23 protein-coding genes are annotated in these 19,593 nt (G+C 60.7%); 14 read left to right on the top strand and 9 right to left on the bottom strand.

Annotation, left to right across the window (positions count from 1 at the left end; genetic code table 11):
- Positions 1-9 precede the first annotated feature (9 nt).
- The 3 genes from FGE05_RS18005 to FGE05_RS17995 all read left to right on the top strand — a co-directional run bounded on the left by FGE05_RS18005 (position 10) and on the right by FGE05_RS17995 (position 2,232).
- Positions 10-615: an arylesterase gene (locus FGE05_RS18005; protein ID WP_139647028.1), complete on the top strand. Its 606-nt coding sequence runs from the start codon at positions 10-12 to the stop codon at positions 613-615.
- Positions 616-671: 56 nt separating this feature from the next.
- Positions 672-965, top strand: coding sequence for a hypothetical protein (locus FGE05_RS18000; RefSeq protein ID WP_041020059.1), 294 nt, complete (start codon positions 672-674; stop codon positions 963-965).
- Between the two features lie 295 nt (positions 966-1,260).
- Positions 1,261-2,232: a L,D-transpeptidase family protein gene (locus FGE05_RS17995; protein WP_041020060.1), complete on the top strand. Its 972-nt coding sequence runs from the start codon at positions 1,261-1,263 to the stop codon at positions 2,230-2,232.
- A 125-nt stretch (positions 2,233-2,357) separates the two neighbouring features.
- On the opposite strand, the gene oprI is transcribed toward FGE05_RS17995, so the two are convergent.
- Complete coding sequence (oprI, locus tag FGE05_RS17990; protein ID WP_025113130.1) at positions 2,358-2,609, bottom strand: outer membrane lipoprotei OprI; 252 nt, start codon at positions 2,607-2,609, stop codon at positions 2,358-2,360.
- Between the two features lie 603 nt (positions 2,610-3,212).
- Between oprI and FGE05_RS17985 the strand changes: the two genes are divergently transcribed.
- Positions 3,213-3,494 carry a GNAT family N-acetyltransferase gene (locus FGE05_RS17985; RefSeq protein WP_024776680.1) on the top strand — a complete coding sequence of 94 codons (282 nt, stop codon included), beginning with the start codon at positions 3,213-3,215 and terminating at the stop codon, positions 3,492-3,494.
- Positions 3,495-3,563: 69 nt separating this feature from the next.
- Here the strand turns inward: FGE05_RS17985 and FGE05_RS17980 are convergent, their stop codons facing one another.
- Positions 3,564-4,640: a 3-deoxy-7-phosphoheptulonate synthase gene (locus FGE05_RS17980; protein WP_003183777.1), complete on the bottom strand. Its 1,077-nt coding sequence runs from the start codon at positions 4,638-4,640 to the stop codon at positions 3,564-3,566.
- Between the two features lie 266 nt (positions 4,641-4,906).
- Here FGE05_RS17980 and FGE05_RS17975 point away from each other — a divergent pair, with 266 nt between their 5' ends.
- The 4 genes from FGE05_RS17975 to cysB all read left to right on the top strand — a co-directional run bounded on the left by FGE05_RS17975 (position 4,907) and on the right by cysB (position 8,458).
- A complete protein-coding gene (locus FGE05_RS17975; RefSeq protein WP_139647026.1) occupies positions 4,907-5,860 on the top strand; it encodes a putative 2-dehydropantoate 2-reductase in 954 nt (317 codons plus the stop codon).
- A gap of 19 nt (positions 5,861-5,879) precedes the next feature.
- Positions 5,880-6,785 (top strand): 5'-nucleotidase, encoded by a 906-nt coding sequence (locus FGE05_RS17970; RefSeq protein ID WP_139647024.1) that lies wholly within the window; start codon positions 5,880-5,882, stop codon positions 6,783-6,785.
- Positions 6,786-6,872: 87 nt separating this feature from the next.
- Entirely contained in the window at positions 6,873-7,373 is a 501-nt protein-coding gene (locus FGE05_RS17965; RefSeq protein WP_024776684.1) for a universal stress protein, read from the top strand.
- A gap of 110 nt (positions 7,374-7,483) precedes the next feature.
- On the top strand, positions 7,484-8,458 hold the full coding sequence (cysB, locus tag FGE05_RS17960) for an HTH-type transcriptional regulator CysB (protein ID WP_041020064.1): 975 nt from the start codon (positions 7,484-7,486) through the stop codon (positions 8,456-8,458).
- Between the two features lie 6 nt (positions 8,459-8,464).
- Here the strand turns inward: cysB and FGE05_RS17955 are convergent, their stop codons facing one another.
- On the bottom strand, positions 8,465-8,947 hold the full coding sequence (locus FGE05_RS17955) for a GreA/GreB family elongation factor (protein WP_139647022.1): 483 nt from the start codon (positions 8,945-8,947) through the stop codon (positions 8,465-8,467).
- A 2-nt stretch (positions 8,948-8,949) separates the two neighbouring features.
- Positions 8,950-9,336 (bottom strand): cytochrome b/b6 domain-containing protein, encoded by a 387-nt coding sequence (locus tag FGE05_RS17950; RefSeq protein ID WP_139647021.1) that lies wholly within the window; start codon positions 9,334-9,336, stop codon positions 8,950-8,952.
- 121 nt (positions 9,337-9,457) lie between these two features.
- On the opposite strand from FGE05_RS17950, the gene earP reads away from it, so the two are divergent.
- Positions 9,458-10,591 carry an elongation factor P maturation arginine rhamnosyltransferase EarP gene (earP, locus tag FGE05_RS17945; RefSeq protein WP_139647019.1) on the top strand — a complete coding sequence of 378 codons (1,134 nt, stop codon included), beginning with the start codon at positions 9,458-9,460 and terminating at the stop codon, positions 10,589-10,591.
- Positions 10,592-10,639: 48 nt separating this feature from the next.
- The gene (locus FGE05_RS17940; RefSeq protein ID WP_007955690.1) at positions 10,640-11,209 is read left to right on the top strand and encodes an elongation factor P; all 570 of its coding nucleotides are present in this window, start codon (positions 10,640-10,642) and stop codon (positions 11,207-11,209) included.
- Between the two features lie 87 nt (positions 11,210-11,296).
- On the opposite strand, the gene FGE05_RS17935 is transcribed toward FGE05_RS17940, so the two are convergent.
- From FGE05_RS17935 to FGE05_RS17925, 3 genes are all read right to left on the bottom strand, one after another.
- Positions 11,297-12,310, bottom strand: a complete 1,014-nt coding sequence (locus FGE05_RS17935; protein WP_139647017.1) for an alpha/beta hydrolase — start codon at positions 12,308-12,310, stop codon at positions 11,297-11,299.
- 35 nt (positions 12,311-12,345) lie between these two features.
- Positions 12,346-12,765, bottom strand: a complete 420-nt coding sequence (locus tag FGE05_RS17930; protein ID WP_139647015.1) for an organic hydroperoxide resistance protein — start codon at positions 12,763-12,765, stop codon at positions 12,346-12,348.
- A 360-nt stretch (positions 12,766-13,125) separates the two neighbouring features.
- The gene (locus FGE05_RS17925; RefSeq protein ID WP_139647014.1) at positions 13,126-13,587 is read right to left on the bottom strand and encodes a MarR family winged helix-turn-helix transcriptional regulator; all 462 of its coding nucleotides are present in this window, start codon (positions 13,585-13,587) and stop codon (positions 13,126-13,128) included.
- A gap of 128 nt (positions 13,588-13,715) precedes the next feature.
- On the opposite strand from FGE05_RS17925, the gene FGE05_RS17920 reads away from it, so the two are divergent.
- The gene (locus FGE05_RS17920) at positions 13,716-14,483 is read left to right on the top strand and encodes a sulfite exporter TauE/SafE family protein (RefSeq protein WP_217505605.1); all 768 of its coding nucleotides are present in this window, start codon (positions 13,716-13,718) and stop codon (positions 14,481-14,483) included.
- Here FGE05_RS17920 and FGE05_RS17915 read toward each other — a convergent pair.
- Complete coding sequence (locus FGE05_RS17915; protein WP_024776693.1) at positions 14,473-15,327, bottom strand: LysR substrate-binding domain-containing protein; 855 nt, start codon at positions 15,325-15,327, stop codon at positions 14,473-14,475. The genes FGE05_RS17920 and FGE05_RS17915 overlap by 11 nt on opposite strands.
- A gap of 97 nt (positions 15,328-15,424) precedes the next feature.
- Here FGE05_RS17915 and FGE05_RS17910 point away from each other — a divergent pair, with 97 nt between their 5' ends.
- Both FGE05_RS17910 and FGE05_RS17905 read left to right on the top strand, forming a co-directional pair.
- Positions 15,425-15,643 (top strand): DUF1127 domain-containing protein, encoded by a 219-nt coding sequence (locus FGE05_RS17910; RefSeq protein ID WP_041020071.1) that lies wholly within the window; start codon positions 15,425-15,427, stop codon positions 15,641-15,643.
- A 64-nt stretch (positions 15,644-15,707) separates the two neighbouring features.
- On the top strand, positions 15,708-16,937 hold the full coding sequence (locus FGE05_RS17905) for a winged helix-turn-helix domain-containing protein (protein WP_139647009.1): 1,230 nt from the start codon (positions 15,708-15,710) through the stop codon (positions 16,935-16,937).
- Positions 16,938-17,047: 110 nt separating this feature from the next.
- Here the strand turns inward: FGE05_RS17905 and FGE05_RS17900 are convergent, their stop codons facing one another.
- The gene (locus FGE05_RS17900; protein ID WP_139647007.1) at positions 17,048-18,394 is read right to left on the bottom strand and encodes a class II 3-deoxy-7-phosphoheptulonate synthase; all 1,347 of its coding nucleotides are present in this window, start codon (positions 18,392-18,394) and stop codon (positions 17,048-17,050) included.
- Positions 18,395-18,521: 127 nt separating this feature from the next.
- On the opposite strand from FGE05_RS17900, the gene FGE05_RS17895 reads away from it, so the two are divergent.
- A complete protein-coding gene (locus tag FGE05_RS17895; protein ID WP_041020074.1) occupies positions 18,522-19,277 on the top strand; it encodes a spermidine synthase in 756 nt (251 codons plus the stop codon).
- Positions 19,278-19,593 lie beyond the last annotated feature (316 nt).

Genomic DNA, 19,593 nt, shown 5'->3' with positions numbered 1-19,593 from the left:
GAGAATCCGATGCGTGTGTGGTTTTTGAGTGCCGGCCTGGCCTTGATGTGCATGGCCCAGAACGCAGCGGCGGGTACAGTCCTGATCGTTGGCGATAGTATCAGCGCGGCTTTCGGCCTGGATACCCGGCAAGGCTGGGTGTCATTGCTCGAACAACGGCTCAAGGCCGAGGGTTTTGACGACAAAGTGGTCAATGCGTCCATCAGTGGCGACACCAGCGCAGGAGGCCAGGCGCGGCTGCCGGCGCTGCTTGCAGCCCATAAGCCGGACCTGGTGATCCTGGAGTTGGGCGGCAACGATGGCCTGCGTGGGCAGCCGCCAACACAATTGCAACAAAACCTTGCAGCGATGATTGACGCCTCCCGCGCCAGCGGTGCGAAGGTGTTGCTGCTGGGTATGCAGCTGCCTCCCAACTACGGTCGGCGCTACACCGATGCCTTCGCCAAGGTCTATAGCGCTCTGGCCGATGAGAAAAAAGTGCCGCTGGTGCCGTTTTTCCTCCAGGACATCGGTGGTGTTCCGGGGATGATGCAGGGCGACGGATTGCACCCGTCCGTCGCGGCCCAGGGCAAGTTGCTGGAAAATGTCTGGCCGACACTGAAACCGCTGCTTTGACGCTTTTCTACAGGCGGGCTTTCGGCTAATGTGGCGCCCCCGATTTGGAGCCCCCGATGCCGCGTCCCGCCTGGTCCTTGTTTGCCTACCAACTGATCGAGCCTGACGAACAGCTGGACCTGTTCGCCTGCCAGGAAGTGCGGGTGCATCTGGTGACCCGGCAGCTGGAGCTCGGTGGTTCGGCGGACCGGACCCTCTGCGGCAGCCTGCTGCCGGCCCAGCCGCGCTGGTCTGGCGTTGATCGCCGGATATTCCAGGATCATCGCCTGTGCTCGCTGTGCCGGGCGATCCTCGAGTCCCAGAAGCGCGGTACCTCACCGATCTGGCCGGAGCTGCGGTTCGAGCTGTAATCGCAGGATTCAAGGCATGCCCTTGGGGGGGACTGTGGGAGCAAGGCTTGCCCTGATGCCAGTCAGTTAAGCCACAAACTGTGGGAGCCAAGCTTGCTCGCGATTGCGATAAGCCAGTCAGCAACAATGTTGACTGGTCTGTCGCTATCGCGAGCAAGCTTGGCTCCCACAGGGGCATATCGAGTCCCATATTGCTGCATATCGGACGTGCCATCGCCGCTCTCCCCGTAATACCGGCCTGCGGTGTACAATCGCCGTTTTAATACCTCTATTCGATCTGCGAAGGATGTCCCGGATGTTGCTGCGCTTGCCTGCCGTCGCCCGCTGCCTGTCTCTTGCCGCCCTGTGTATGGCGGGACCCGTTGCTGCACTGCAGCTGCCCCTGCCACCGCCGGGTGAGGACATTGTCGGCCAGGTACAAGTGATCAAGGCCAAATACGAAGACACCTTCGCCGACCTGGGCACGACCTATGACCTGGGTTACACCGAGATGGTCGCCGCCAACCCGGGCGTCGACCCCTGGTTGCCGGGCGCCGGTACGGAGATCGTGCTGCCGACCCGTTTCATCCTGCCGCCAGGTCCGCGCGAAGGCATCGTGATCAACCTTGCCGAGTACCGCCTCTACTACTTCCCCAAGGGCCGGAACGTGGTCTACACCTTCCCGCTGGGGATCGGCCGTGAAGGTTGGGGCTCGCCAATCGCCCACACGAGCATTACGGCCAAGACGCCGAACCCGACCTGGACCCCACCGGCCTCGATCAAGGCCGAGCATGCCGCCGATGGCGACCCGCTGCCGAATGTGGTGCCGGCTGGCCCGGACAACCCGCTGGGGCCTTTCAAGTTCACCCTGGGCACCCCGGGCTACCTGATCCACGGCTCGAACAAGAAATTCGGTATCGGCATGCGCACCAGCCACGGTTGCTTCCGGATGTTCAACAACAACGTTCTGGAGATGGCCGGCATGGTGCCGGTGGGCACGTCGGTGCGGATCATCAACGACCCCTACAAGCTGGGCTTGAGTGGCGGCAAGGTTTACCTGGAAGCCCATACACCGCTGGACGACAAGGGCAACCCGTCGGTGGTGGACAAGCACACCGCAGTGATCAACGCGATGCTCAAGCGCGAAGACATCACCAGCAACCTGCGCATGGACTGGAACGTGGTGCGTGACGTGGTGGCTGCCGAAGATGGCCTGCCGGTCGAGATCGCCGTGCCAAATGCGTCGGCACCGATGGTTTCGAGCGCACCGATCGACTTGCAGCAGTAAGGTTCTGTTTCGACCCGCCGGCGTTTTGCGATGCCGGCGGGTTTTTTATTGCCCGGGGAAAACACCAGGCAATAAAAAAGCCGACCCAAAAAATGGGTCGGCTCGATAACAATCCCGAGGGACTATTACTTGCGGCTAGCTTTGTCCAGCATGCGCAGAGCACGCTCGTTAGCTTCGTCAGCAGTCTGTTGTGCTTTTTGAGCAGCAGCCAGAGCTTCATCAGCTTTACGGTAGGCTTCGTCTGCACGAGCTTGGGCGCGAGCTGCTGCGTCTTCGGTAGCAGTCAGACGTGCTTCGGTTTCTTTCGATGCGCTGCTGCAACCGGTAGCCAGAACTGCGGCCAGGGCCAGAGCAGAGAATTTCAGAACGTTGTTCATCGTGTTCCCCTTCAAGGACTTTCTATTTAGTGACTGTCTCCTCAGAGTGAGGAGTTAGCCGGCGTACATACTACCCATTACTTGTAGTAAGTAAACTGACGTAGCGCAAGAAGCAAAAAAATTGTAGGCGGTGATTCTTTTTCGAGCAACTTTTCTTGCTGTTGTTTAAAAAATACACAGCGCCAAGCCCTTGAATGGAGCGCGTCAGTGCACAAAAGTTCCGCTGGCGAGAGGAACTCCGGCAGGGTCGCTAAAGTCGCTGTTTATTGATTCGCCTACACTTTTGTTCATTTTTTGCGCAGCGTCCCGGGCATCTTTATTGGTAGGAGTGGTGACTTTAACTACGCGCGCTCGTCTCAAGACTCAACAACTGGCGATGTTCAGCTATTGCGCCTTCGCTAAATCCGACGAGGCTACCCTCCAATGACAGGTGTGCCTTGAGCATTTGCGTCATTGGTGCCTACTATTCACGACGTGCTCGGGTTTGAGTGATTGATTTTTTTGCGCTCGGTGACCGGACAGGCACGGGGTGGCGTAGATGTTCCTTCGCCGGAAAAACATCGGTAAGGTAGGGGTCAGCATTCAGACCCGCGAGGAGTAGTGATGAGCGAGGCGTTGTCCATCCACCATGACCAGGCTGGTCATCAGTTCGAGACCACTGTGGACGGTCATCGTGCCTATCTGACCTATATGGACCTGGGCAAACAGACCCTGGATATCTATCGGACGTTCGTGCCCAACGCCTTGCGTGGCAGAGGGATTGCGGCAGCACTGACCGAAAAGGCGCTGCAGTACGCCGAAGATATGGGCTACACGGTGATCCCGTCCTGCTCCTATGTGGAGCGCTACATGGAGCGGCACCAGCGGCACGCGGCGAAGCTCTGACGCAACGGATTCCACAATAAAAAACGCCGGGTTGAAAGCCCGGCGTTTTTTATTGTGCGGTGAATGGCCTCAGCTGCGCTGACGCTTTGGCAGCACGTCCTTGAGTTTGGCGTGCATGCTGCGCAGGGTGTTTTCAGTCGCGCTCCAGTCGATGCAGGCGTCGGTGATGGACACGCCGTACTGCAAGTCGGCGAGGTCTTTCGGGATCGCCTGGCAGCCCCAGTTCAGGTGACTCTCGACCATCAGGCCGATAATCGACTGGTTGCCCTCCAGGATCTGGTTGGCCACGTTCTCCATCACCAGGGGTTGCAGCGCCGGGTCCTTGTTGGAGTTGGCGTGGCTGCAGTCGACCATGATGTTCGGCTTGATCTTCGCCTTGTTCAGCGCCTGCTCACACAGCGCGACGCTGACCGAATCGTAGTTGGGCTTGCCGTTGCCACCGCGCAGCACCACGTGACCGTAGGCATTGCCCTTGGTGGTGACGATGGACACGCCGCCTTCCTGGTTGATGCCGAGGAAGCGGTGAGGGCTGGAAACCGATTGCAGGGCGTTGATGGCGACGGTGAGGCCGCCGTCGGTGCCGTTCTTGAAGCCCACGGCCGAAGACAGGCCGGAGGCCATCTCTCGGTGGGTCTGGGATTCGGTGGTGCGCGCGCCGATGGCGGACCAACTGATCAGGTCCTGGAGGTATTGCGGGGAGATCGGGTCCAGGGCTTCGGTCGCGGTGGGCAGGCCCATCTCGGCCAGGTCCAGCAGCAGTTGGCGACCGATGTGCAAGCCATCCTGGATCTTGAACGAGTCGTCCAGGTACGGGTCGTTGATCAGGCCTTTCCAGCCGACGGTGGTCCGGGGTTTCTCGAAATACACCCGCATGACCAGATACAAGGTATCGGAGACTTCCGCTGCCAGCACTTTCAGGCGCTCGGCATATTCGTGGGCGGCCTTGATGTCATGGATCGAGCAGGGCCCGATGACCACGAACAGGCGATGGTCGGTGCCGTCGAGAATGTTGCGGATGACTTCCCGCCCCTTGGTCACGGTGCGCAGGGCAGCGTCGCTCAGGGGGATATCGCGCTTGAGCTGGTCAGGCGTGATGAGGGTCTCGTTGGAGGCGACGTTAAGGTCATTGATCGGTAAATCAGCCATCGTGTTACTCGTCAGGTCACGGGTGCCGGCCGCCAGCGATCCCCGCGCGGCGGTGCACAGCGGATTTAAGCGCGTCGGGGAGCCGAACCTTAGCGCGTTACGAGGTTGCTCGACAATGGGCTGAGGCCGGTTTCAAGGGGATTTATCCCAGCTTTTGTGGGAGCAAGGCTTGCCCGCGACGAAGGCGCCTCGGTTTCAAGGTAAACCGCGTAGACTTTATCGCGGGCAAGCCTTGCTCCCACAGCTTTACAAGAGGAGTCGCAAAGATGCAGGCAGGCGTAAAACCCAGGATCGGGATGATCGGTACCGGGGCAATCGGCGGGTTCTATGGGGTCATGCTGGCGCGCGCCGGTTTTGATGTGCACTTCTTATTGCGCAGCGAATTCGCAGCGGTGGCCGAGAATGGCTTGCGTATCGACAGCGCGGTCCACGGGCCCTTGAGCCTCGATCCGGTCCAGGCGTATAGCAGCGCAGTCGACATGCCACCCTGCGACTGGTTGCTGGTCGGTGCCAAGACCACCAGCAACGCGGACCTGGCCCCGGCCATCATCCAGGCGGCGGCTGACGGTGCGAAGGTCCTGCTGCTGCAGAACGGCCTCGATGTCGAAGACCAACTTCGCCCCTTGCTGCCCGAGTCGCTGCATCTGTTGGGCGGCCTGTGCCTGATCTGCGTACACCGCGTTGGCCCAGGTGTCGTCGCCCACCAGGCCCTCGGCTCGGTCAACATCGGCTATCACAGCGGTCCATGCCGGGACCAGGCTGAACGCATGGCGGTTGTCGACGCAGCGGCAGGGCTGTTCCGGACAGCCGGCGTGGATTCCCAGGCGATGCCCGACCTGCAACAGGCGCGCTGGCAGAAACTGGTGTGGAACGTGCCCTACAACGGTCTTTCGGTCCTGCTGGGGGCCAGCACCACGCCGCTGATGGCCGACCACCACAGCCGTGGGCTGATCCAGGCGTTGATGGCCGAAGTGGTACGCGGAGCCCAGGCCTGCGGACATCACATTGCACCGGATTACGCCGGGTATTTGTTCGCGATGACCGAAAAGATGGCCGATTACTGGCCGAGCATGTATCACGATTATTCCCACAAGCGCGTGCTCGAACTGGACGCGATCTACGGCCGGCCATTGGCGTCGGCGAAAGCGGCGGGGTGTGATCTGCCGAAAATGGAAGCCTTGTACCAGGCGTTGGCGTTCATGGATCGGCGCAACCGCTGATCGGGCGAAGGGGAGCGACATGGCAAGCAACATCGATGACAAACTGGTGCTGGCGATTTCGTCGCGGGCGCTGTTCGACCTGAGCGAAAGCCACAAGGTGTATCTGTCGGAAGGTGTCGAGGCCTATCGGCAGTATCAGATCGAGCATGAAGACGAAGTCCTCGAACCCGGCGACGCGTTCGCCCTCGTGCAGAAGCTGCTGAGCCTCAACGAGCACCTGGGGCGTGCCCGGGTCGAGGTGATTCTGGTGTCGCGCAACAGCGCCGACACGGGCCTGCGAGTGTTCAACTCGATCCACCACTATGGCTTGGCGATCTCCCGCGCCGCGTTCGTCGGCGGACGCAGTCCTTATCCCTACCTCAAGGCATTCGGCTGTGATCTGTTCTTGTCCACCCATGCCGAAGACGTGCGCAGTGCCCTGGACGCCGGCTTCGCTGCGGCCACCATTCTGTCGGGCGGTGCCAGCCGCGCTGCCAGTGAGGAGCTGCGCATTGCCTTCGATGGTGATGCGGTGCTGTTCTCCGATGAGTCGGAACGTGTCTATCAGACCGGTGGTCTCGAGGCGTTCCAGGCCAGCGAACGGCAGTCAGCCCGCGAGCCGTTGCGCGGTGGGCCATTCAAGGGTTTCCTGGCGGCGCTCAATGCACTGCAACGGGAGTTCCCGGAGGATGCCTGCCCGATCCGCACGGCGCTGGTCACCGCCCGTTCGGCACCGGCCCACGAGCGGGTCATCCGGACCTTGCGCGAGTGGGACATCCGCCTGGACGAATCACTGTTTCTCGGTGGCCTGACAAAATCCGCGTTCCTCGAAGCCTTTGCCGCCGACGTGTTTTTCGACGACCAGACGGGCCATTGCGAACTGGCGCGCGAGGTAGTCGCCACCGGTCACGTGCCCCATGGCATCAGTAACGAAGTGAAGCCCTGACTGTCCCGTTTTCCAGGGCCCGTCGCACTCCTCAAGGCACTGCTAAGCTGAATCCATCTCCGCCATTCTGGCACGCGAGGAGGTCACATGATTCGCTCGATGCTGTACGCCACAGACTTGGGGCTCTATGCCCCTTATGTGATGCAGCATGCCTTGGCGTTGGCACGGACGTTTGAAGCCGAGTTGTATGTAGTGCATGCGGTAGAACCGATGGGGCTGTTCGCCGAATCGGTGTTACAAAGCTATCTCGACGAGCAGGCGCTGAACGAATTTCATCGCCAGGGTCTGAATACGGTGATGGCCAATATCGAACAGAGGGTTCTCGACAGTTTCCGGGAGGAGCTGGGGGAGGGGCAGCAGGATTTGAAGCTGATCAGATCGGTCAGGGTGTTTCAGGGCGATCCTTCCCAGGTCATTCTCGAACAGGCGGCGAAACTCTCTGTCGATTTACTGATCGTAGGCAGTCACTGCCAGGGGGCTAGTGGTGAGACGCCCCTGGGCAGGACCGCCGCCCGGGTTTTGCAGTTGGCCCGGGTGCCGGTCTATCTGGTGCCGCTGGTGCAGCGTCGGCGCCAGGGCGAAGCTTGAGGCTAAATGATGGCAGTTTATAAAAAGTTCTAGATTTATTGTTGCGACCATTCATATAGTTATATACCGCCGCTGATGCCCGTGGCGTCCAACTGCTTTGAGGGATACATATGAAGCTTCAACAACTGCGCTACATCTGGGAAGTGGCGCACCACGACCTCAACGTTTCCGCTACCGCACAAAGCCTCTACACGTCACAACCCGGCATCAGCAAGCAGATCCGCCTATTGGAAGACGAACTGGGCGTCGAAGTCTTCGCCCGCAGCGGCAAGCACCTGACCCGCGTAACCCCGGCCGGTGAGCGCATCATCACCACGGCTGGTGAGATCCTGCGCAAGGTCGAAAGCATCAAGCAGATCGCCCAGGAATTTTCCAACGAGAAAAAAGGCACCTTGTCGATCGCCACCACCCACACCCAGGCGCGCTATGCGCTGCCTCCGGTGATCAGCAACTTCATCAAGCAATACCCGGATGTGGCGCTGCACATGCACCAGGGCTCGCCGATGCAGATTGCCGAAATGGCTGCTGACGGTACGGTGGATTTTGCCATCGCCACCGAAGCCCTCGAATTGTTCGGCGACCTGGTGATGATGCCCTGCTATCGCTGGAACCGCTGCGTGGCCGTGCCCCAGGGCCACCCGTTGACCAAGCTGCCGAAGTTGACCCTGGAAGCCTTGGCCGAATACCCCATCGTGACGTACGTGTTCGGCTTCACGGGCCGTTCGAAACTCGACGAAGCCTTCAGTCATCGCGGGTTGACGCCGAAAGTGGTGTTCACTGCCGCCGACGCCGACGTGATCAAGACCTACGTGCGCCTCGGCCTGGGCGTGGGCATCGTGGCGAAGATGGCTGTCGATGCCAAGCTCGACAGCGACCTGGTGGTGCTGGATGCCAGCGAGTTGTTCGAGTCCAGCGTGACCAAGATCGGTTTCCGTCGTGGCACCTTCCTGCGGGGATTCATGTGCGATTTCATCGAGAAGTTCGCGCCGCACCTGACCCGGGAAGTCATGGCCAAGGCCATTCAGTGCCACAACAAGCAGGAGCTCGAAGAGCTGTTCGAGGGCGTCGAGCTGCCGGTGCACTGATCGTCGCTATATCGCCTCGGTGACAGCGAACTGTTGCCGGGCGCCCGCTACGACGATCTCCACTTCATCCCCTTCGAACTTACCCAGCAGGCCCCGGCCCAGCGGTGAGCGAGGGGTGATGACCGTGATCGGTTGCCCCACCAGCGACACTTTCAGCCCCGCGGCATCCGGCCCCAGGAACAGCCATTGCTGGCGCCCATCCTCATCCTCCAGCCCGATCAGGGTGCCCACCTGGATGCCACGCTGCGCGTCATAGGGCCTGAGGGTCAGGTTCTGGCAGAGTGCGAGGGCCTGGCGGATTTCCTCCACGCGCCTGGCTTGCCCGGCGGCCAGGTAGGACGCTTCGAGGCCCAGGGTGTCGTATTTGTTCTCGGCGATATTTTCTTCGTGGGTCGCGGTTTCGTAGGCGGTCTGCGCGGCGCGTTCGGCGATGTCGAGATCGACCTTGAGCTTGTCGAGGATCAGTTGGTGGACGGTCTGTTTATTCATGGTCAGTCGCAGAATTGCAAAACGTTGGCGCGGGTCTTCTCGCTCGGCGCGTTCCGATCCTGCTCCAGCCAGAACTGGCACTTGGGGTTGGATTGGTTGCGCGGGTTGCTGCGGGCCTGGTCGAGGGCTTGTCGTTGTTCGTTGCGCTGAAGGTTCTGCTGGTATTGCTCGAACATGGGATTCGGCGGTTCGGGAGGCGGTTGCACGGCAGGCGGTTGCGCCAGTTGGTGCACGGCGGCAGCCACCGGGGCGAGCTGTTCGCCCAGGACGAATTTCGACAACAGCCAGCCCGTCAGTACGATGGCGAGGAATCCCAGCCACAGGCCCAGGGCGATGCTGACGGTCAGTTGCAAGGCGGTGAGGCGCGGGGCGGGCGGGTGTTCGGGCATGGTTGCTTCCTGGCAAAGGCATGGATAGACGACGATTGTCGCATGAAGATTAATCGCCGTCGGCTCTTCTGCATCATCGGTTTATTCGGGACAATCAAGGCTTTGCCACAGGGAATCGGGAATGGCCGTGCGTTGGGATATTTTTTGCACCGTCGTCGATAACTTTGGCGACATTGGCGTCACCTGGCGTCTGGCCCGGCAATTGGTGGCTGAGCACCACTGCGCGGTCCGGCTATGGGTCGATGACCTGCGAGCCTTCGAACGGCTGTGTCCGGAAATCGACGTCACGCTGGCCGAGCAATGGCAACAAGGCGTGGATGTGCGCCATTGGCCCAAGGACTGGCTGGGCGCCGATGCCGCCGACGTGGTGATCGCCGCGTTTGCCTGCCAGTTGCCAGGAGCCTACATGGACGCGATGGCGGAGCGCCAGACCACGCCGCTGTGGATGAACCTGGATTACCTCAGTGCCGAGGACTGGGTGATCGGTTGCCACGGGTTGCCGTCGGTCAAATACAGGCATGTCCAGAAGTATTTCTTTTTCCCCGGCTTCCGCGAGGGGACTGGCGGCTTGCTGCGTGAGTCTGGGTTGCTGGCGCGACGTCGGCAATTTCAACAGGATGTCGCGGCGCAACGGACGTTCCTGCAGGGGTTGGGCGTCGAGCGCGCATCGGATGCGCGGCTGATTTCGCTGTTCGCCTACGAAAATGCCGGGCTGGCCAGCTGGTTCGATGCGATGGCCGGCGATGCCCGGCCGTCCCATGTGCTGGTTCCCGAAGGGCGAGTGCTGGGGGATGTCGAGCGTTGGCTCGGGGTGGCCGACCTCAAAGCCGGTGCGTTGCATCGACGCGGCGCCCTGACGGTACAGGTGCTGCCGTTCGTCCGTCAGGATCAGTACGATCAGTTGCTGTGGTGCTGCGATTTCAATGCGGTGCGGGGCGAAGACTCTTTCGTGCGGGCCCAATGGGCGGGTCGACCTTTCCTCTGGCATATCTACCAACAGGAAGAAGACGTTCATCTGGAAAAGCTCGACGCATTTCTCAGGCTGTACACCCAGGAGCTTGCAGAGCCTGCCGCAAAAGCGATGAGCGGTCTCTGGCAGGCGTGGAATGCCGGTCAGGACATGTCCGGGCACTGGAAAACCACCTGCGAACAGCTGCCGGTGCTGGCTGAACACGCCCATGCATGGTGTCTGGAACAGGCCTCGCGACCCGATCTTGCCGCGGCGCTGGTGAAGTTTTATGGAAATTGGATATGATACGCGGCCTAGATTTTTGTAAATCCCATCCAAATTCGGATATTCGCAATGAAAACTGGTAAAGAACTTAAACCCGGTACCGTGATTCGTATCGACAACGATCCTTGGCTGGTTCAGAAAGCTGAATTCACCAAGTCGGGTCGTAACAGCGCGATCATGAAGACCAAGCTGAAAAACCTGCTGACCGGTTACAAGACCGAAACCGTTTACGGTGCGGACGACAAACTGGACGACGTGATCCTCGACCGCAAGGAAGCGACCCTGTCCTTCATCAGCGGCGACTCCTACACGTTCATGGACACCACTGACTACACCATGTACGAGCTGAACGCCGAAGACATCGAAAGCGTTCTGCCATTCGTGGAAGAAGGCATGACCGACGTCTGCGAAGCCGTGTTCTTCGAAGGCCGTCTGGTTTCCGTAGAGCTGCCGACCACCATCGTGCGTCAGGTTGACTACACCGAAGGTTCCGCTCGCGGCGACACTTCCGGCAAGGTGATGAAGCCTGCCAAACTGAAGAACGGTACCGAGTTGTCGGTTGCTGACTTCATCGAAATCGGCGACATGATCGAGATCGATACCCGCGAAGGCGGCTCCTACAAAGGCCGCGCTAAATAAGCGAAGTCTTGTGTATGAAAAAAAAGCCCGACCATTGAGTCGGGCTTTTTCATTTCTGCGGGGGCCTGTCAGTCCCCTCGCCATCCTTCATTTCAGATGCTGTTTCAACTCTTCAGACACCTGCAGCATTGCCGAACGCACTGCCGGCACCTGGCTGACCACGTTGAGCAAGCCATAGTCGTGAATCATGCCGTTGTAGCGTACCGCTGTGACCGGCACGCCGGCCGCATCCAGTTTGCGCGCATAGGCTTCACCTTCATCGCGCAGTACATCGGCCTCGGCGGTCTGTACCAGCGCGGGCGGCAGGCCCTTGAGTTGTGCGGTGCTGGCCCGCAGCGGCGAGGCATAGATCTCGTTACGTTGCCCGGCATCTGTGGTGTAGTTGTCCCAGAACCATTTCATCATGTTCTTGCTGAGGAAATGTCCCTCGGCGAATTGGTTGTAGGACGCGGTCTCGAAGTTTGCATCGGTCACCGGCCATAACAGCGCCTGGAAGCGGATCGCTGGCGTGCCCTTGTCCTTGGCCATCAAGGCCACGACGGCTGCCATGTTGCCGCCGACGCTGTTACCCGCCACGGCCAGGCGCTTGCCGTCGACATTGATCTGCTTGCCATGCTCGGCCACCCATTTCGTCGCGGCATAGGCCTGGTTGATCGCCACCGGGTAATGCGCCTCGGGGGAGGGCGTGTAGTTGACGAACACCGCCACGGCACCCGATCCCGCCACCAGGTCCCGAACCAGGCGTTCGTGGGTCGGGAAATCTCCCAGGACCCAGCCACCGCCGTGGAAGAACATGAACACGGGCAACTCACCCTTGACCCCGGCCGGGCGGACGATGGTCAGGCTGATCGACTGGCCATCGACCTGGATGGTCTTCTCGCTGACATCCGCCTTGGGCAACGTCAGTTTCACCCCCGCCTGGGCACCGACCAGTACTGCGCGGGCATCCTTCGGCGACAGTTGTTCCAGGGGCTTGCCGGTGCCGGCATTCAATGCATCGAGAAACGCCTGGGTATTGTGCTCGACGATGCCGTCGGCGAAGGCGCTGCTGACGCCAAGTGCGAGAAGGGTGCCGGTCAGGGCCTTGGTGAACGTGTTCATGGGAATCTCCTTGGGTTCGGTCCGGATCGGTGGGTTTAAACGGTCACGTGCAGGCGAACATCAACGTTGCCGCGGGTGGCGTTGGAGTACGGGCAGACCTGGTGAGCCGCGTCCACCAGGCTTTGCGCGTCGGTCTGGTCCAGGCCGGGCAAGCTGATGTGCAGGTCGATGTCGAGGCCGAAACCGCCGGGAATCTGACCGATGCCAACATGGGCGGTGATCGAGGCGCTGTCCGGGATTTTGCGTTTGCTTTGGCCGGCGACGAATTTCAGGGCGCCGATGAAGCAGGCCGAATAGCCGGCGGCAAACAGTTGTTCCGGGTTGGTTGCCGCACCGCCGGCACCGCCGAGCTCCTTGGGGGTGGCGAGTTTGACGTCGAGGATGTTGTCGCTGGAGATCGCACGACCGTCACGGCCGCCGGTGGAGGTTGCGATTGCGGTGTAGAGAGTTTGCATGATGAGAGCCTCGTTTCTGGGTTGGTCGTATCGCGCTAAATGTTTGCGCGCTAAGTAGGTGTGAGGAGAATATAGTTCGCTAATATTTAGTGCGCAAGGTAAATTTTTGGTCGAGGTCCTGCTTTTCAGACTCAATAGCCATGAAAGCCTTGAGTTAGAGCTGTTTGATTGGATGAAATTTTTTTAGCGGAGGCTGGAGTGACGCCATCGCGAGCAGGCTCGCTCCCACAGTGGTTCTGGGATGTTCTCGGGAATAGCGTCCACCACAACTTCCCTGTGGGAGCGAGCCTGCTCGCGATATCGGTGGGTCAGTTGAAGAGGGGCTGATGTCTTCGCAGACCTGCCCCTCTGGAGATGGGGTTACAGGCTGTCCTGCAAGTGGCTGCGCAGCGCCTGCAGTTCCAGTTGCAGCTTCTTCAGCTGTTCCATGGTCTGGCCGCTGGCGCCAAGGATGCACTGTGGAATATCGAGGGCCTTCTCCCGCAGGGCCCGGCCCTGTTCGGTGAGTTCGACGATCACCACGCGTTCATCTTCCCGGCTACGGGTGCGGCTCAGCAGGCCTTCGGCTTCCAGGCGCTTGAGCAGCGGCGTCAGCGAGCCGGGGTCGGTGAGCAGGCGTGTGCTGATTTCACCGACGGTCAATCCGTCTTTTTCCCATAACACCATCATCGCCAGATACTGGGGATAGGTCAGGCCGAGAGCTTGCAGCAACGGCTTGTAGACCTTGGTCATCATCAGCGACGTGGAGTGCAGGGCGAAGCAGACCTGGTTGTCGAGCAACAGGGCTTCGCAGGGTTCGGGGGTGTCGCGCTGGGGGCTCATGGCACAACCTTCAATCGATAATCCTGACGAATCTAGCGGGCGAACCTTTAAGGCGCCAGATAATTCTGACGTTCTGATCAGATGTTGCGTTCCCCCACTGGCGCCGACTGCGTAGGATAGACGCTCTGATGAAGGGGGAATCGTCTGTGATCGAAGTTGCGTTGTATCTGGTGCTGGGGGCCGCGTTGGGCACCTTGGGGGGATTGTTCGGCATCGGTGGTGGGCTGATCGCGATTCCGGTATTGGGCGTATGGTTCGGTCTGGACCAGCAGATTGCTCAGGGTACCGCCCTGGTGATGGTGGTCCCCAATGTAATGCTCGCGTTGTGGCGTTATCACCAACGCAACCGCATTGAGTTGCGTCATGTGCTGCCGTTGGCGTCCATGGGTTTTTGCTTTGCCTGGCTCGGCTCGATCTGGGCCGTAGGTGTCGACGCCGAAAGCATGCGCATCGGCTTCGTCGCGTTCCTGGTCGCCCTGGCGGCCTATAACCTGACCCGCATGTTCACCGCTACCGCGCCGGCTTCTGCGCAGATGCGTTATGGCTGGCCATGGCTGGGTGTACTGGGGGCGGCATCCGGGACCATGGGCGGTCTGTTCGGTGTCGGCGGCGCTGTGGTTGCGACGCCGATCCTGACCAGCCTGTTCGGCACCACCCAGGTGGTCGCCCAGGGATTGTCGCTGTCGCTGGCCTTGCCCAGTACCGGCGTGACCCTGGCCACCTATGCATTCCACCATCAAGTGGACTGGTGGATCGGCTTGCCACTGGCTGTTGGCGGTTTGCTGAGCATCAGCTGGGGTGTGAAAGTCGCCCACGCCATGCCGGAGAGGCTATTGCGCGGGCTGTTCTGCGGTTTTCTGGTGCTGTGTGCGGTGCTGCTCGTCTTTAAAGTTTGAAGCCTTCGACGATGTGCTCGGCCAGGCATTCGGTGATGGGCGACGGATTGTGCAGGTTGCGGATCAGCATGATGCTGGCCTCAGGCAGTTCCGGCAGGTTTTCGGCCTCGCCGAGCACACGCATGTCCGGTGTCAGCAGGCTTTCCAATTGCGCGGTGATCGCCAGTCCCGCGCCCACCACCGCCATGAGTGCCGACAGGCTGGAACTGTTGTAGGCCACGCGGTATTCGCGGCCCATGGCATCCAGCGCATTGCAGGCCCATTGACGGCAGAAGCAATCGCTATTGAACATTGCCAGCGGCAGCGGTGTTTTCTCATGGGCGCTGAAACACGCCGCTTCGGCCCAGACAAAGCGTTCCTTGCGCAATAACTGGCCGATTTCATCCCCTGGCTTACGGGTAACGATGGACAGGTCCAGGTCCTGGCGCAGCAGCAACTGCTTGGACGATTCGCAGTGCACTTCAATTTCGATCAATGGATAGAACTGGGCGAAGCGCTGCAGGATGCCGGGCAGGAAGCGCATCACGTAGTCATCCGGCGTGCCGATGCGCACGGTGCCGACCATGTGCGGTTCACGCAAGGTGTTGAACACCTCGCTGTGCAGCTTGAGGATGCGCCGGGCGTAACCCAATAGCACCTGGCCTTCGGCGGTGAGCTTGACCTGGCGCCCGTCACGCTCGAACAAGCGGCGCTGCAAGACATCTTCTTCGAGGCGCTTCATCTGCATGCTGACGGCGGATTGGGTGCGATTGACCAATTCACCGGCGCGGGTAAAACCACCCTGGTCGGCAATGGCGACGAAGGTCCGCAGCACCTCCGTATCGATGCTCGGGTAACTCGACAATTGATCAATCTCCGAGATGTATTGCATAAGAAACATTCGTTGGATTGATCTTAGCCTTGGGGCGAGACTTGAACCACCCCCAACGGAGGACATCACGATGAAAGGTCAGAAAGGATACGTATCGATAGATAGACATTCATTCCATTTTTCCCTCAGCGACCTGCTGCACAAGTTTAGCCGCTGGTATGAATTGCACCACGAGCGCGAATTGCTCGCCGGTCTGAGCGACGAGGCGCTCAAGGACATCGGCGTCAGCCGTGCAGATGTAGAACAGGAAGTGGTTCGGCCATTCTGGGATGACCCAATGCACAAATGAGCCATCCCTCCCTACACAAATCGATGACTGGTGAGGTAGGTTGCGAGCAGAGAAGGAGATCTCCATGCCCGCGACTGTGTCCTTTACCCTCAAACAGGCCCGGCGTCTGGCGTTGGCCGCTCAGGGATTCAATGGGCGGCTGGCGCCGGCTTCGGTGCAACCCGCACGTCTCAACCGCCTGATCGAACGCCTCGGCGTGCTGCAGATCGATTCGGTCAATGCGCTGGTACGTTCACATTATCTCCCGCTGTTTTCCCGCCTCGGTCACTACAACCCCGATCTGCTCGATCAAGCGGCCTGGAGCCAGGGGCGGCGGCGCACGCTGTTCGAATACTGGGGGCATGAAGCGTCGTTGCTGCCCCTGTCGATGTATCCACTGATGCGCTGGCGCATGGCCCGCGCGGCCCGTGGCGAAGGCATCTATCAACAACTGGCGCGATTCGGCCATGAACGACAGGATGTCATCCGCCGCGTCCTGGCGGCCGTCCGGGAGCAGGGCGCCTTGGGCGCTGGCAGTTTGTCCACACGGGCGGAAAAGGCTGGCCCCTGGTGGGATTGGAGTGCCGAGAAGCACGCGCTGGAGTGGCTGTTCGCCGCGGGCGAGGTCACGGTGGCCGGGCGGCGTGGCTTCGAGCGGCTCTACGACTTGCCGGAGCGAGTACTTCCGGCCTCGGTCCTGGAACAACCGGTTCCAGACGAGGCCCAGGCCCAACGTGCCTTGCTGTTGCATGCCGCTGGGGCATTGGGTGTGGGGACCGAGAAAGATCTGCGCGACTATTTCCGCCTCGACCCGGCCGACAGCCGTGCGCGCCTGGCCGAGCTGGAGGAAACCGGTGAGTTGTGGCGCTGCCAGGTGCAAGGCTGGAAGCAACCGGCCTGGTGCCTGCCGGATGGGAAAATTCCCCGCAACGTGACGACCAGCGCCTTGCTCTCGCCGTTCGATTCCCTGGTTTGGGAGCGCAGTCGCACCGAACGCCTGTTCGACTTCCGTTATCGACTGGAAATCTACACGCCGGCCCACAAGCGGGTGTATGGCTATTACGTGTTGCCGTTTCTGCACAACGAACGTATTGCCGCTCGGGTGGACCTGCGGGCAGAGAGAGCCCAGGGCCGGTTGGCGGTGCACGCCGTGCATGAGGAGCAGCCGGGATTGGACGAGGAGGGGATACAGGTCTTGGCGATGAATCTGCGGCGCATGGCCGACTGGTTGGGGCTGGAGCGGGTTCAGCTCAATTGCCAACGGGCGAGTGGGGTTCGGTTGGCGGGGGCGTTGGCTGGAATCGACGGTGGTTGATCGGGCCCCATCGCGAGCAGGCTCGCTCCCACATTGACCGTGCTGTTCACAAATATTGTGTGCACCGAATCACCTGTGGGAGCGAGCCTGCTCGCGATGGCGTTTGGACGTTAGCGCCGAACCTGCTTCAACGTCTCGGCAATCAGGAACGCCAGCTCCAGCGACTGATCGGCATTCATCCGCGGATCGCAATGGGTGTGGTAGCGGTCCGACAGCCCATCCTCGGTAATCGGCCGTGCGCCGCCGATGCATTCGGTGACGTTCTGCCCGGTCATCTCGATGTGAATGCCGCCGGCGTAGGTGCCCTCGGCTTCGTGGACCTGGAAGAAGTGCTTCACTTCGCCGAGGATCTGCGCGAAATCCCGGGTCTTGTAGCCGCTGCTGGCCTTGATGGTGTTGCCATGCATGGGGTCGGAACTCCACAGCACCTGCTTGCCTTCGCGCTGCACGGCGCGCAATAGCTGTGGCAGATGATCGCCGACCTTGTTCGCGCCCATCCGCGCGATCAGGTTCAGCCGACCCGGGTCGTTGTCCGGGTTGAGTACGTCGATCAGGCGGATCAGGTCGTCAGGGTTCATGCTCGGGCCGACCTTGACCCCGATCGGGTTGTTCACGCCGCGCAGGAATTCGACATGGGCACCGTCCAACTGGCGGGTGCGGTCGCCGATCCACAGCATGTGGGCCGAGCAGTCGTAATAATCGTTGGTGAGGCTGTCCCGGCGCACGAAGGCTTCTTCGTAATTGAGCAGCAGCGCTTCGTGGGCGGTGAAGAAGCTGGTTTCGCGCAGTTGCGGCGAACTGTCCATGCCGCAGGCGCGCATGAAGGCCAGGGTTTCGTCGATGCGGTCGGCCAGATGGCTGTATTTTTCCGCCAGGGCCGAGTTGGCGATGAAATCCAGGTTCCACTTGTGCACCTGGTGCAGGTCTGCGAACCCGCCCTGGGCGAACGCCCGCAGCAGGTTCAAGGTGGCGGTGGACTGGTGGTAGGACTGCAGCAGGCGTTCCGGGTCCGGTACGCGACTCTGCTCGTCGAAGCCGATGCCGTTGACGATATCGCCTCGGTACGCCGGCAGGGTCACGCCGTCGATGGTTTCATCGTTGGCCGAACGTGGCTTGGCGAACTGCCCGGCCATGCGCCCGACCTTGACCACCGGGCAACCGGCGGCAAAGGTCATGACGATTGCCATTTGCAGCAGCACCTTGAAGGTGTCGCGGATCTTTGCCGCGGAGAACTCCGCGAAGCTTTCGGCGCAATCGCCGCCTTGCAGCAAAAAGGCCCGGCCCTGGGTGACTTCGGCGAACTGGCGGCGCAGTTCCCGGGCTTCCCCGGCAAACACCAGCGGCGGATAGCTGGCGAGGGTCTGCTCGACTTGCAGCAGGTGCGCTGCGTCGGGGTAGCGGGGTTGTTGCTGGATCGGCAGGGCGCGCCAGCTGTCAGGGCTCCAGGGTTGGCTCATCGTGATCTCTAGGTGGTTGACGCTCGGACGGCCATGTTATCAGCAAATTAGTGCGTGACCTGTTCCCGTCGCTTGGCCGACAATTGCGCTTTTGCCGCAGCCCGCCCGGCAAGCATCAGGAGATGAAATGACAGAGGAGCGCGTCGAGCATCTGCTCGCCGAGGTGCACGACGAGTTCGGCATGATCCGGGTCTTCGAAGTGGCCGATTACCGGTTTCTCGAATTCGGCGATGCCATCGAGCAGAGCTGCGTGTTCACGGCCGATCCTAGCTGGCTCGAATATGACTACACCCGCGCGATGCTGATCGGCGCGTTGTGCCACGAGCAGCCGGAAAGCGCGCTGTTCCTCGGGTTGGGCGCCGGTACGTTGACCCAGGCCTGTCTCAGGTTCCTGCCGCTGGAAGACGTCGAGGCCATCGAACTGCGCCCCGATGTGCCGCGCCTGGCCATCGAGTACCTGGGGCTGGATGACGATCCGCGGCTGTACATCCGTGTCGGCGATGCCTTGGAGTTGTTGGAAACCGCAGAGCCTGCGGACCTGATCTTTGTCGACCTCTACACCGATGTCGGCCCCGGCGTCGGTCACCTGGCCTGGGGATTCCTGGAAAACTGCCAGAAGCGGCTGAACCCCGGTGGCTGGCTGGTGATCAACCAGTGGGCCACCGACGATGGCAAGCCGTTGGGCGCGGCGTTGTTGCGTGGCTTGTACCACCGGCACTACTGGGAACTGCCGGTGAAGGAGGGCAATGTGATCCTGATCGTGCCGGCGGACCTGGAGCAGGCGATGGACATGGAAGGACTGATCGCCCGCGCCGAAGCGTTGGCGCCACGGCTGGGCTACTCGTTGCTGCCGTTGATCAAGGCTATCCGACCGGCAACCTGATACAACCGAGAATCCTGTGGCGAGGGGATTTATCCCCGCTCGGCTGCGAAGCAGGCGTTGGCTTTAAAACCCTATGGGCCTGCTTCGCAGTCCAGCGGGGATAAATCCCCTCGCCACATAGGTGAACCGGTTTAGTGGCTCTAAAAAAATCTCCCTTTTCAGGCGAATTCCGGTATAGTGCGCGCCGGCCTTTAGCCGGGCCGCGTCAAGGTAGCGCAATTTTTCGAAGCCAGCTTCGGTTGCATGTCCCCACAACGGATGCTTCCACGACGTTCTTTTTCATTCATTCGTTTTCGCAAATCCCCGCCGACAAAGC

The organism is Pseudomonas sp. ICMP22404, assembly GCF_006227205.1.
Lineage (GTDB): Bacteria > Pseudomonadota > Gammaproteobacteria > Pseudomonadales > Pseudomonadaceae > Aquipseudomonas.
This window is presented reverse-complemented; position numbering and strand designations above follow the sequence as displayed.

What these genes read in the sequence shown, in the direction of transcription:
- FGE05_RS18005 (WP_139647028.1), top strand. Translation starts at nt 10, where the DNA reads ATGCGTGTGTGGTTTTTGAGTGCCGGCCTGGCCTTGATGTGCATGGCC.
- FGE05_RS18000 (WP_041020059.1), top strand. Translation starts at nt 672, where the DNA reads ATGCCGCGTCCCGCCTGGTCCTTGTTTGCCTACCAACTGATCGAGCCT.
- FGE05_RS17995 (WP_041020060.1), top strand. Translation starts at nt 1,261, where the DNA reads ATGTTGCTGCGCTTGCCTGCCGTCGCCCGCTGCCTGTCTCTTGCCGCC.
- oprI (WP_025113130.1), bottom strand. Translation starts at nt 2,609, where the DNA reads ATGAACAACGTTCTGAAATTCTCTGCTCTGGCCCTGGCCGCAGTTCTG.
- FGE05_RS17985 (WP_024776680.1), top strand. Translation starts at nt 3,213, where the DNA reads ATGAGCGAGGCGTTGTCCATCCACCATGACCAGGCTGGTCATCAGTTC.
- FGE05_RS17980 (WP_003183777.1), bottom strand. Translation starts at nt 4,640, where the DNA reads ATGGCTGATTTACCGATCAATGACCTTAACGTCGCCTCCAACGAGACC.
- FGE05_RS17975 (WP_139647026.1), top strand. Translation starts at nt 4,907, where the DNA reads ATGCAGGCAGGCGTAAAACCCAGGATCGGGATGATCGGTACCGGGGCA.
- FGE05_RS17970 (WP_139647024.1), top strand. Translation starts at nt 5,880, where the DNA reads ATGGCAAGCAACATCGATGACAAACTGGTGCTGGCGATTTCGTCGCGG.
- FGE05_RS17965 (WP_024776684.1), top strand. Translation starts at nt 6,873, where the DNA reads ATGATTCGCTCGATGCTGTACGCCACAGACTTGGGGCTCTATGCCCCT.
- cysB (WP_041020064.1), top strand. Translation starts at nt 7,484, where the DNA reads ATGAAGCTTCAACAACTGCGCTACATCTGGGAAGTGGCGCACCACGAC.
- FGE05_RS17955 (WP_139647022.1), bottom strand. Translation starts at nt 8,947, where the DNA reads ATGAATAAACAGACCGTCCACCAACTGATCCTCGACAAGCTCAAGGTC.
- FGE05_RS17950 (WP_139647021.1), bottom strand. Translation starts at nt 9,336, where the DNA reads ATGCCCGAACACCCGCCCGCCCCGCGCCTCACCGCCTTGCAACTGACC.
- earP (WP_139647019.1), top strand. Translation starts at nt 9,458, where the DNA reads ATGGCCGTGCGTTGGGATATTTTTTGCACCGTCGTCGATAACTTTGGC.
- FGE05_RS17940 (WP_007955690.1), top strand. Translation starts at nt 10,640, where the DNA reads ATGAAAACTGGTAAAGAACTTAAACCCGGTACCGTGATTCGTATCGAC.
- FGE05_RS17935 (WP_139647017.1), bottom strand. Translation starts at nt 12,310, where the DNA reads ATGAACACGTTCACCAAGGCCCTGACCGGCACCCTTCTCGCACTTGGC.
- FGE05_RS17930 (WP_139647015.1), bottom strand. Translation starts at nt 12,765, where the DNA reads ATGCAAACTCTCTACACCGCAATCGCAACCTCCACCGGCGGCCGTGAC.
- FGE05_RS17925 (WP_139647014.1), bottom strand. Translation starts at nt 13,587, where the DNA reads ATGAGCCCCCAGCGCGACACCCCCGAACCCTGCGAAGCCCTGTTGCTC.
- FGE05_RS17920 (WP_217505605.1), top strand. Translation starts at nt 13,716, where the DNA reads ATGAAGGGGGAATCGTCTGTGATCGAAGTTGCGTTGTATCTGGTGCTG.
- FGE05_RS17910 (WP_041020071.1), top strand. Translation starts at nt 15,425, where the DNA reads ATGAAAGGTCAGAAAGGATACGTATCGATAGATAGACATTCATTCCAT.
- FGE05_RS17905 (WP_139647009.1), top strand. Translation starts at nt 15,708, where the DNA reads ATGCCCGCGACTGTGTCCTTTACCCTCAAACAGGCCCGGCGTCTGGCG.
- FGE05_RS17900 (WP_139647007.1), bottom strand. Translation starts at nt 18,394, where the DNA reads ATGAGCCAACCCTGGAGCCCTGACAGCTGGCGCGCCCTGCCGATCCAG.
- FGE05_RS17895 (WP_041020074.1), top strand. Translation starts at nt 18,522, where the DNA reads ATGACAGAGGAGCGCGTCGAGCATCTGCTCGCCGAGGTGCACGACGAG.